Below are 11,477 nucleotides of genomic sequence, written 5' to 3'. Positions count from 1 at the left end.
CGCCAGAATCGGGCTGTTGATGCGAAAATAATGCTCTAACGCGATTTCAGGGTGGAATTAACCCCTGATGAACCGGTGAAATGTGATAAAATTGTATCTCTTTTTCACTTGGTGAACTAAGTTGACAGAACGAGGGGTGATAGGATTATGATGACGAATATTGAATTCGATGCATACCTGCGTGAACACAAAATCATGCCGACTCAGCAGCGGCTTCGTGTCGCCCGGGTGATTTTGGACGAAAAGGACAAAAGCATGTCTGCGGAAGAGATTTACCGCGCAGTAAATGGTCCTTGGCCTCCGGTGTCTCGCGCAACTGTCAACAACACCCTGCGCCTGTTCGTCTCCCAAGGCTTATTGCAAGTTGAAGGCGATAATCCAGAAGAAACCTACTGTAAAATCAACTCCGTAAATAAATCAGTCAGTTAGGCCGCTGACGCATCGCCAGGGCAGATTCACTCAACTCTGGCACACGAGAGGGTCTGAATTTCCGTCCCTCTCCATAAACGAACAGGTTTCAATTCACACGCACTTTCGATTTCACGTCGTTGCCCGCGTCGTTTGCAGCCAGGGAGTTTGAACATACAGGCGCCACCTTGTTGCGGGTTGAATTCGACAGCCGTATCCAATACCTGCCGGTACAATTTCGTCTGTCCGTTACACGCGGACGATTTTTCCTGGATTCAGAATATTGTCCGGGTCCAGTGACTTTTTGATGGTGCGCATCACGCTGACGGCCGCCCCATGTTCGGCAACCAGAAAATCCAGCTTGCCGTAACCGATTCCATGCTCGCCGGTACATGTGCCATCCATCTCAAGTGCGCGCATCACCATTGTTTCGTGCAATGCCTGTGCGCGAGCCTCTTCTTCGGGGTTGGTGTGGTCAACCAGTAAAACCAAGTGAAAATTACCGTCACCGACATGTCCGACGATTGGTGCCAGCAGTCCCGAGTTCACAATATCTTCCTTGGTTTCAGTAATGCATTGTGCAAGTCTGGAGATCGGGACACATACATCGGTCGCCCAGATCTGTGCATTCGGTCTCATCGCCTTGGCCGCGTACGCAGCATCGTGCCTGGCCTGCCACAAACGATTTCTTTCCTCCGTGTGGACCGTCCAATTGAAGTGGCCACCGCCGTGCTCTTCACAGATCATTTGCACCATCTCGACCTGTTCACGTACAGAGTTTTCCGATCCATGAAACTCCAGGAATAACGTATGCTCTTCCGGATAGTCCATTTTGGAATATCTATTCAACGCCTCCATCATCGAATCGTCCAGCAGTTCGATACGCGCGATAGGGATACCCAACTGAATGGTCAGGATCACTGCATCCACAGCTGAACGCAGCTCTGGAAATGCAACAACGGCCGATGATATCTTCTCCGGAATACCGTAAACCCGCAGCGTAATTTCGGTGATGATGCCAAGTGTGCCTTCAGAACCCACCATCAGGTGTGTCAAATCATATCCGGCCGCGGACTTGCGAGAACGTCTGGCGGTCTTGATGATCTCTCCATCGGCCATCACGACGGTGAGTGAAAGCACATTCTCGCGCATCGTCCCGTATCGAACAGCATTGGTTCCTGACGCGCGTGTGGCAGTCATGCCACCCAAAGAAGCATCCGCGCCGGGATCGATCGGGAAGAAAAGACCACTGTCCTTGAGCTCATGGTTCAGTTGCTTTCGCGTCACACCGGGCTGGACAACAACATCAAGATCCTCCGCATTGACTTTCAATACTTCATTCATCTCGATCATGTTCAGGCAAATTCCACCATGGAGCGCACATACATGACCTTCCAGACTGGTACCCGTTCCATAAGGAATAACTGGAAATTTATGCCGCGCACAAATCTCGACGACCTCGACCACCTCTTGTGTTGAGCGTGGAGCGAAGACCGCATCTGGCGGATAGTTGCCGTGGAACGACTCATCCGAACCAAATTCCCGACACGCGCTACGAGAAGTCACAATGCGGTCGCCGAATAAATTCTGCAGTTCTTGTATCGCACCAAGTTCCGCAACGGTTTCAACTGCACTTGACACTTTAATCCTCCTCAGAAAACTTCAAGCTTACCTGATCATACCGATTGAAGGGAATCTCAATTGTTTGAAAATCAATCCGGTCTCAATCCAATATACTCATTCGCTGCTGAAAAAACCAGATTATGTGCCGATTACAGGCGCGTTACAGCCGTGACCAACAATTTCACGATGCCGGCTTCCCGACAGTCTCCCATATGGAATCAATAAACAGAGAAAAGATCCCGACTACTTTGTCCGTAAGGCGGTACCCGCGCACTCGGCAACTGCAGTGTGAACCGCAATCGGAATCTATCTGACTGCGCCGAATCGGGAATTGATCCGATCCAATGCACTCAGACTCAGCATCGTCAGGATATGTACCGGCCAGCGTAGATAGTGTCCCCCGGGAAAGGACTTGTGCGCAACGCAAGCGAAATGATCGAAATTCTCCGCTGTTCCGGAAATCATTTCCGCAATGACCTTGCCGACAATATTCGTCAGCGCCACCCCATGGCCGGAAAATCCCTGTGCGTAATATATGTCTCCTTGAATTCGGCCGACCGATGGCAATCTGCTTCTCGTTACTGCTATCTTTCCACCCCACGCATAATCGATTGCGATGTTCTTGAGTTCAGGGTAAAGATGACAGATCCTCGGTCGAATGGCACGCTCGATACCACCTGTAGCTGCCGGTATGTACTTTTCTGCGCCACCAAATATTAACCGGCGATCGGCTGACAGCCGATAGTAATCCAAGCAGAATCTCGAGTCGTGTACCGCGACATCGTCACGATTGATTGCGTTTGCAATTTCTTGTGTCAGAGGTTCAGTGGCTGCGATGCAACTGAAAAAAGGCATGATTTTTCTGCTTATTCTATGCGCAACGTTACCGATATAGGCATTGCACGCGAAAACCACCATTGAAGCATGTATAACGCCACCGCGCTTGGTGGTCACGTCCGCGCCCTGTGTTGTCTGTTTGCAGGAAGTTACACGTGTGTCTTCGTAGATTCGTACCTTTGCCTGCGAAGCTGCACGGGCGAGTCCGATAGCCAGGTTGAGAGGATGAAGGTGCCCGGAACTTGTATCCAGTGTGCCCGCCCAGTACCGATCGGTACCGAGCAACTCCCCGATTTCGTCGCGCTCCAGAAATCGAATGGAATGATGATTGTATCTTTCTCGCAGGTGATGTGTATTTTCCCGGTATCGGTTTACGAATTTCCTGGTGAAAGCGGCAGCTACCACACCATGTTTGAAGTCACACGGAATACGATGCTTTTCGATTCGGTCAGTCACCTCCTTTTTAGCCAGTTCACTTAGGTTCCACAAGGCTTGGGCGGTTTCGTCACCGAATTCATGCTCCAGTTCAGCTTGGGTCCAATTGTAGCCGGTGCCCATCTGGCCGCCATTTCTTCCTGATGCACCCCAGCCGATTCGATTCGCTTCCAGCAACACGACATCAAATCCCATTTCAGCCAAATTCAGTGCTGTGGATATACCAGTGAAACCGCCTCCGATGACGCATACATCGCATTTCTCTGAACCTGCCAGCAACGGATAGTCGACCATGCCGACCGCAGTGGTCGCGTAGTAGGACTCAGTATGGGACGCCACCATGGGAGCGCTCATGCAGATTACAGATAGAGCTGATAGTCTCGATCTGTGATGTAATTGCGGTATTTGATCACTTCATCCCGTTTCACGGCACAGTAAAGATCGACGTATTCGCGGCTGAAATAACGCTCCGCAAACTCAGATTTCTCAAAAACTGCGATGGACCTTTCCCACTCGAGAGGTAGTGATTCATCGATTTGTGCGCTGACATTGACGAAGGATTTTGCCTCACCCGGATCGATTCCTTCAGCAATGCCGTGGTTGATTCCGCCCAGAATAGCGATCAGTACCAGATAGGGATTTGCATCAGCGCCAGCAACCCGGTGCTCCAGCCGACGGGCGTGATCAGGACCGCCGGGGATTCGAATCGCAACAGAACGGTTGTTGTATCCCCACGTCCTGTTAACAGGTACAAACATATCCGGCACGAAACGTCGAAAAGAATTCCTTCCTGGTGCGAATATCGCGAACATATCCGCCATCGAGTCCAGCAAGCCACCAATTGCTTGCCTCATCAGGGAACTACCGTACTCGTCGTCCCCGCGAAATACGTTGTTTCCTGATCTATCCGCCATACTCAGGTGAATATGCATACCGCTGCCACTGTAGTCAACGAATGGTTTCGGCATGAACGTCGCCCGCATACCAAGTCCCGAAGCATTCTCCTTGACTATACGTCGCAATAGTGCGCAATAATCAGCCGCTGCCAACGGATCATCAGTATGCCGAAGATTGACTTCATATTGGTATGGGGAATATTCGGATGTTGTAGTCGATGACGGAATACCTTGAATTCGGCAGGCATCCTGTACACCTGTCAGAAATTCATGTTGCCGGTCCAAATCACTCAGCGAATAGACTTGGGTGGGTATCTCACCGCTGTCTTCATCAAACTTGCTTGGAAATCGGGGTCTGCCCCGGTCATCCGAGCTTTCATCCAACAGATAGAATTCAAGCTCAAATGCGATATGCAGACGGTATCCCAGGTTTCGAAAATTATCCACAGCCCGGGCCGCCAGTTGTCTTGGGTCCGAATAGTTTGATGACCCATCCTCGTTGTACAACTCAACCAGGACCTGTGCACCTTTCCCCGTACCCCAGGGGACATAACAAGCAGTTCCCGGAACTGGCCTCAGCGTGCTGTCAGGGTCGCCATCAGAAAAACCGCGCCCGCAAGGGTCACCCGAATCTCCTTGCGGATCGAGAAAGAAGGAACTGTCCGGTATCTGAATACCGGACGTGTAAATCTTGCCAGCTTCGTCAATTGGAAATCTCTTGCCGCGAATGTAACCATGAAGATCTGCAAATATAGCGTCAACGAACTCTATATCCGAATACTGACTGACAAGCTCGTCAAGCTCAGCGGTTTTGGGTAGTTTCGGTTCATTCATGCGGCGTAACTACTCGTTGGATCCGAACAACACCCGGCAGCGACAAACCATTTGTATCAAGGACTCCTGAGCCATGGTCCTATTGTACGATTGATCCCTCTGGGAGGTCCGTATTTTCTAAGTCGGGTTGAGCTGTTGTCGAGCGCTTCGAACCCTGTTCGTACGCAGTGGGAATGGACATCAAAGTTTTTGAGATTCGATTGGACAGTTTCCCCAGTTTGCATTCTTCAGTGTCGAATCAGCGGTCATTGATAAAATAACCGTGAATATATAGTGCCATCCGAACGATGGCTGACCTGAGTTACTGAAGCTTTATGGAGGATATAACCATGACGATTGCTGTTGGCGATAGAATTCCGGACGTTACCTTGTACCATATGACTGATGACGGTCCTGCTGAGATTCGCACATCAGATATTTTTGACGGTAAGAAAGTCCTTTTGTTTGCAGTACCCGGGGCTTATACACCCACCTGCTCCAAAGCCCACCTTCCCGGCTACGTTGTCAATGCTGACGCCATCAAGGCGAAAGGTGTAGACACCATCGCCTGTCTTGCAGTCAATGACGTCTTTGTCATGGGTGCTTGGGGTGAAGTTTCGAATGCCGAAAACATACTTATGCTTGCAGACGGAAGCGCAAAGTTTACGGCGGCAGTTGGAATTGAACTTGACCTCACCGATAGAGGATTGGGGATGCGTTCAGACCGTTATGCGATGATCGTCGAAGACGGAGTGGTCACCGCCCTGAATCGGGAGGGTCCGGGAAAATTCGAGGTCAGCGACGCAGATACCATGATGGGTCTCATATAGCACACGCAGTGTGTTGACCTGAAGATACCGGACAGGGACGAGACATCAGATCGAACTTCCCAGGCGGGCGCCCATGTGAGCAATCGTTTGCGCAGCGGTTTTCGATGCCAACTCCATGCAGCGCTCTACTGACCAATTGCGGGTAAGGCCATACAGATAGCCTGCCGCGTATGCGTCTCCGGCCCCTGTTGTATCTACAACTTCCGATACCGGATCAGCCGGGCGAGTGCAGGTGGTACCCTTCAACGTAACTACGGATCCCTGCTCGCCTCGAGTAATGACTGTGTGCTCGGCAATTCGGTTTGTGGTTCGCCCCAATTCCTCACGTTCCGATTCGCACAGATTCTTCCATTCAAGCTCATTCGCAAAAACAATGTCGACATGGTTGTGTATGAAATCCTGCAAGCGATCGCGATGGCGGTTCACGAGTAACGGATCGGAAAGTGATAATGCGACCAGAGTCTGGGAATGTTTGGCGACCCGAACAGTCTCATGAATCAGTTCGACCGAATCCGGTAAATCCCACAAATAGCCTTCTATCAGGACAACCGATGCCAGTGATACTGCCGCGGGATCCAGGTCGTCGGTTGTCAGCAACCCGCTGGCGCCGAGATGGGTGCACATCGTTCTTTGTGCGTCGGGCGTAACAAAAATATAACAACACCCGGTCGATATCTGCGACTCCATCGGTGATGTTTCAAACCTGATCGACAGATCGATCATCTCCTGGCGGAATTTATCGCCAACATGATCGTCCGCAACCTTACCGATGAATTGACCGCGTCCGCCAAGCGCTGACAGTTGCGCAACCGAGTTGGCGACAGAACCGCCAGATTGCATGGAGTCGACTGCAACTGCCTGTTTCAGTTGCCCGACAGTTTCGCCGTCGACAAGGGTCATCATACCCTTGTCAAGACCCAATTCCTGTAAGTCAGAGTCCTGTGCAGGACAAAGTATGTCTACAATCGCGTTGCCGATACCGAGGACGTCGACCCGATCGCTCATCCAGAAATGCCAGCGCGGGCAAGGACGCTGTGAAGCAAGACGTTTGCACCGACTTCAGCTTGCTCCTTCGAGATATTCTCTTCCTCATTGTGACTGACACCGCCATCACATGGAACAAAAATCATGGATGTAGGCGCCACACCCGAGATATTGACCGAATCGTGTCCGGCACCACTGACCATTTCATTGAATCCATAACCACAATTTTTCGCACTGTTGCGAACGACATCAATGCAATTCGAATCAAATGCGATGGGTGGGGATCGCCAGATGTGATCGATTTCAACATCCAAATTCGACTGCTCCCCAAATTGATTGACCGTGTCCTTGATCTGTTGGTCAAGTCGGTCGAACTCCGTCAGTATTGGATGACGAAAGTCAATTGTAAATTCGACTCGGGACGGGACAGTATTTCGGGAACCCGGGTAGATTCGAAACTCTCCCAAAGTGATCCTCGCATCAAATCCCGAATCCGTCGCGATCCGGTAGATTTTCGGAAGCAGTTCCGATGCTCCCCGAAGTGCGTCCCTGCGTCGATTCATTGGTGTAGGACCTGCGTGCGTTTCCTCGCCGACTATTGTCACGTCGTACCAGTGGGAACCCTGAACGCCGGTAACTACTCCAACCGGCAGATTCATCTCTTCCAGAATCGGTCCCTGCTCGATATGGGCCTCGAAGAACGCCGAAAACTGATGATCACTCGGCAGCGAATCACCGAGGTATCCGATCCGTTTGAGTTCCTCGCCCATCGTGCGACCATCCAAGTCTGATCGACTGTGGCCATATTCAAGATCGAACGCACCTGCGTAGACTGCTGAGCCGATCATTGCCGGTGGGAATCGGGAGCCTTCCTCATTGGTCCATACCACCAGCTCAACTGGCAGTTCCGTACTGACATCAGAATCATTCATGGTCCGGATCACCTCAAGCGCAGCCATGACTCCGTACGCCCCGTCAAACTTGCCCCCTGTCGGCTGGGTGTCAAGATGACTGCCCGACCCAACGGCTCGTTGATCTGAAGATGTTCCAGGTCTGCGGAAGAATAGATTCCCCATCGGATCGACTTTTCGATCACAACCTTCTGAAAAGCACCACTCAGAAAGAAGATCCCTGCTTTCCAGGTCCAGATCAGTCAGAGCCAGACGGCAAACCCCACCTTTTTGTGTGGCACCAATCTGTGCCATGCGCATCAGCGAGTCCCAAAGCCGATCGCCATTTACCCGCAGTTCAGAATAACTCACACCATTACCTCAATAGATTGTTGATAGTTGACCTGCATCGTCTGTCCATGACTTGCACGATCAGGCGTTCTCGTCTTTGAATTCAGCATAGTATTTGCCAAACAGTTCCCGATGACGGACTATGTTCATCACAATGGTGATAATACCAGCGGCTACCAGAATCCCACTGATCGGCTTGGTGAACAATGCGAACACGTTGTAGTCCAACAGCACCATCGATCGGGAAAACGTATCCTCGCCGATCTGCCCAAGTATGACGCCCATCACCAATGCCGGAATCGAGTAGTCACCGCGGCGCATCAGAAAACCTGCGATTCCGGCGACAAACATGGTATAGACATCGAGTATATTGCCACGCAATGCAAATGCACCGATCGTGGCAAATACCAGAATCGCCGGTGCAAGAATCGGAAATGGAATTCTCAGAAGATTCACAATTCCCTTCGCCTCAACAACGCCGACCAGCAGAATTGCCAGACTCGCCCAGAACATTGAGGCAAACAATACCCATACAAGGTCCCGCGCTTCGATCATGATCAGGGGCCCGACATCCATATCGTGAAGATTGAATACACCAATCATCATCGCGGTGAGTGCGCCACCCGGCAGTCCCAGTGCGAGCAATGGAATCATCGCAGCGCCAGTTGCAGCATTGTTTGCGGTCTCGGGAGCGACAACCCCGACTGGATTGCCCTTGCCGAACTTTTCTGGATTTTTCGACCAGCGAACGGCTTCGTTATATGACATGAATGCCGCGAGCGTTGCGCCAATTCCAGGCAGAACACCGCAGAAAAATCCGATGAATGCCGATCTTACCACAACGAATTTCATTTTCCAGAATTCATAGAATGTCGGATAGGAGACCGACACTAAGGGCGATGAGTACTCGCCGCGGGCTAACTTAAGTCCTTGGACAAAAACCTCGGCAACCGCGAAAAAACCAAGAATCAACGGTATGAAATGGACCCCGCCATGCAAATACAGTGTTCCAAAATTGAATCGAGGAATGCCGCCGACCGGGTCACTTCCGATTGAACCGATCAACAGACCGATCAGCAATGACAGCCAGCCCTTGGCGATTGAATTGGTACCGATTCCAGCAACAACCGCCAAACCAAAAAATACCAACGCAAAAATCTCCACCGGTCCGAAATTCCTGATCGCAAAATCGGCTACAGGCCCGGTAAACGCCATCATCGCAACTGCTGCCAGAGTGCCGCCCACGGCTGAGCAGGTAACCGCGTACCCAATCGCCTTGCCGGATTCACCCTGCAGGGTCATAGGATAACCGTCAAAGGCAGTTGGGGCATTTTCGACTGATCCCGGGATGTTGAACAGGATCGCCGTCACCGCACCTCCATAGACTCCCGAAACGTATATGACGCCATACAACATGATCGCATGCGTAGATGACATGTATGCCGTGAACGGTAACAATACCGCTGCCAGCGTCAACAGACTCAGTCCGGGAACCGCACCGAAAACCAGACCGCCGATCAAACCGACGACAAATATGACTATGCCAATCGGATCAGTGAACAGCTGCTGGGTTCCAAACAGAAAATCTTCCATTACATCAATATTCCAAGAAACTTTCCGTTCAACGTATTGAAAACACCGGCACCTGGAGGCAGGTACGTGAAAATCAGCTTAACGAAAACAAGTACAAGTGCCGAATAAATGCAAGTTGTCAGGATAATCAGCGTCCTCAGTCTGCGAACTCCCATCAGCCACATGTACCCGAAAAGAAAAAATGGAGTGACCAGCAAGAACCCCATTTTGTGCATCAGGAAGGTATATAGAACAGGCACCGCGAAAACCAGCACCATACGAATCTTGACCGAAGTCTCAAGTCGTGCGAAATCATCATCGCCGGCCGTCTGGGTTGTGGATTGCAAAGAAAGTGAGCTCTGGCGCCAGTCGCGATATAGCAGTCTCAGGGATGCCGCAAGCATGCAAAGCAGGATAACCCTTGGCCAATGGGCAGGCCCCCAGTCGTAAACAGGGAGCGGACCATCAAATTGAAATGTGTATATGAAAGCGAGGAGAATAAACAAGAGCCAACCACCTGCCTCAAGCAGGTAAGTCCACCTGCTGCGCTCAGCTGCCTGTGCATTCGCCATGTCAGTTTCCCTGCAAACAAGAAAAAAAAGAAACCGCTGACAGTTTCGATTCTCATCGACAACCGTCGACGGTTGTTTACTTTAGCGAGGGTCGCCTCGTTATACCTTACAAGCCGTCTCGGACGGGAAGACCCAGGTCGCGGGATGCATCGGCATAGATGCCCAGTGACTCTTCAAGTATTTTTGTGGTGTCGTCCCGACTTCTGAATGAATCTACGATGTCCAGACTCTTGCGCTTGACAAAATCCTGGTGTTCTTCAGACTGATAGGCTTCCGCGAATACCTTGGCCAGATACTCAACGATCTCAGGTGGTGTTCCTTTTTTGGTGAACATACCACGGAACCGAAGCAACGGTTCCCAATCCAGACCGTAGTCCTGTCCGGTTGCCTTGGTATCCGGGAAGTTCTCGAAGCGAGTGGGCCACAGCGCCAAAATCGGCTTGAGATTTCCGCCTTCCACATATTTGGATACGTCTCCAGGTTGCTCCATCAGGACGTCCAATTGACCGCCGATCACCGCACCAAAACGCTCACCCGACTTGCCGGTCAGTACCTGGCGTGCTTTGAACCCAAAATGATTCTCGACGACAGCCATGCTGATCAACTCCATCGGAATGTTGATGTTTGATACAGTCAGCTTTCCTTCTTCCTGCTTCGCGTATTCAACCAACTTGTCAAAATCCGGAACACCGTCGGTTTGAAACCGGTCGTCATCTGCGTTGATGAACAGCATTGTAGGTGCGACATTCATGATGACCAACCCCTCAAGATCCGTTACGGCATTCAGGTCGATTCGACCCTCGACATAACGGGAGGTCAGCGTGTCGATGTGCTGCAATAGTGTGTAACCATCAGCCGGAGCTTGCAGAAACTCAGGCAGGCAGTTCAAACCGCCACCGCCGGTGATGTTGATCTTGTTGATCTTGGCATTCATGATCTTGGCCGCTGGGCCTACGATCGCGTCAACTGCCTGATCAGACCCGCCGCCTTTACCGTAGCAACATATCACCGTGATTGGACGTTCCGGATAGTTGCCATGGCCGTCCGCACTTAGCGGCGTTGCCACTAGCATTCCAAAACTGCTCGCAATTGAAGCGAACGCTGCCAACAGTAGTTTTCCAAAATTCTTTCTCATCATTTAACTCCAGAATCCAAAAATTTCTTCCTCATTTTACATTAACCGACCGGGTTTGCCACCTGCTAGTCATTTTTGAGGCGTTTTCGTTGGAGCGTAATTCCGTTGCTCTGCGTAGCGGATTATCGCAT

Annotated in this window: 10 protein-coding genes; 2 read left to right on the top strand and 8 right to left on the bottom strand. The window is 51.0% G+C overall.

Going from position 1 to position 11,477, the window contains the following annotated elements:
• Positions 1–147: 147 nt before the first annotated feature.
• Positions 148–429 carry a transcriptional repressor gene (locus OXI60_07395; protein ID MDE0309637.1) on the top strand — a complete coding sequence of 94 codons (282 nt, stop codon included), beginning with the start codon at positions 148–150 and terminating at the stop codon, positions 427–429.
• A gap of 228 nt (positions 430–657) precedes the next feature.
• Here the strand turns inward: OXI60_07395 and OXI60_07390 are convergent, their stop codons facing one another.
• From OXI60_07390 to OXI60_07380, 3 genes are all read right to left on the bottom strand, one after another.
• Positions 658–2,049, bottom strand: a complete 1,392-nt coding sequence (locus tag OXI60_07390) for an FAD-binding protein (protein ID MDE0309636.1) — start codon at positions 2,047–2,049, stop codon at positions 658–660.
• A gap of 288 nt (positions 2,050–2,337) precedes the next feature.
• Complete coding sequence (locus OXI60_07385; GenBank protein MDE0309635.1) at positions 2,338–3,657, bottom strand: FAD-binding oxidoreductase; 1,320 nt, start codon at positions 3,655–3,657, stop codon at positions 2,338–2,340.
• Positions 3,658–3,662: 5 nt separating this feature from the next.
• Entirely contained in the window at positions 3,663–5,033 is a 1,371-nt protein-coding gene (locus OXI60_07380) for a glutamine synthetase family protein (GenBank protein MDE0309634.1), read from the bottom strand.
• A 329-nt stretch (positions 5,034–5,362) separates the two neighbouring features.
• Between OXI60_07380 and OXI60_07375 the strand changes: the two genes are divergently transcribed.
• The gene (locus tag OXI60_07375) at positions 5,363–5,842 is read left to right on the top strand and encodes a peroxiredoxin (GenBank protein ID MDE0309633.1); all 480 of its coding nucleotides are present in this window, start codon (positions 5,363–5,365) and stop codon (positions 5,840–5,842) included.
• A gap of 45 nt (positions 5,843–5,887) precedes the next feature.
• Here OXI60_07375 and OXI60_07370 read toward each other — a convergent pair whose 3' ends face one another.
• The 5 genes from OXI60_07370 to OXI60_07350 all read right to left on the bottom strand — a co-directional run bounded on the left by OXI60_07370 (position 5,888) and on the right by OXI60_07350 (position 11,349).
• Complete coding sequence (locus OXI60_07370) at positions 5,888–6,847, bottom strand: adenosine kinase (protein MDE0309632.1); 960 nt, start codon at positions 6,845–6,847, stop codon at positions 5,888–5,890.
• Positions 6,844–8,088, bottom strand: coding sequence for a Zn-dependent hydrolase (locus tag OXI60_07365; protein ID MDE0309631.1), 1,245 nt, complete (start codon positions 8,086–8,088; stop codon positions 6,844–6,846). Before OXI60_07365 ends, OXI60_07370 begins: the two co-directional genes overlap by 4 nt.
• Before the next feature lie 60 nt (positions 8,089–8,148).
• Positions 8,149–9,660 (bottom strand): tripartite tricarboxylate transporter permease, encoded by a 1,512-nt coding sequence (locus tag OXI60_07360; protein MDE0309630.1) that lies wholly within the window; start codon positions 9,658–9,660, stop codon positions 8,149–8,151.
• A complete protein-coding gene (locus OXI60_07355; protein MDE0309629.1) occupies positions 9,660–10,211 on the bottom strand; it encodes a tripartite tricarboxylate transporter TctB family protein in 552 nt (183 codons plus the stop codon). The genes OXI60_07360 and OXI60_07355 overlap by 1 nt, the downstream gene beginning before the upstream one ends.
• Before the next feature lie 106 nt (positions 10,212–10,317).
• On the bottom strand, positions 10,318–11,349 hold the full coding sequence (locus OXI60_07350; GenBank protein ID MDE0309628.1) for a tripartite tricarboxylate transporter substrate-binding protein: 1,032 nt from the start codon (positions 11,347–11,349) through the stop codon (positions 10,318–10,320).
• Positions 11,350–11,477 lie beyond the last annotated feature (128 nt).

It is taken from the genome of Acidiferrobacterales bacterium (assembly GCA_028820695.1).
Classification (GTDB): Bacteria; Pseudomonadota; Gammaproteobacteria; order Arenicellales; family JAJDZL01; genus JAJDZL01.
Note: the sequence above shows the minus strand (reverse complement) of the source record. Positions and strands in the feature narration are given on the sequence as shown.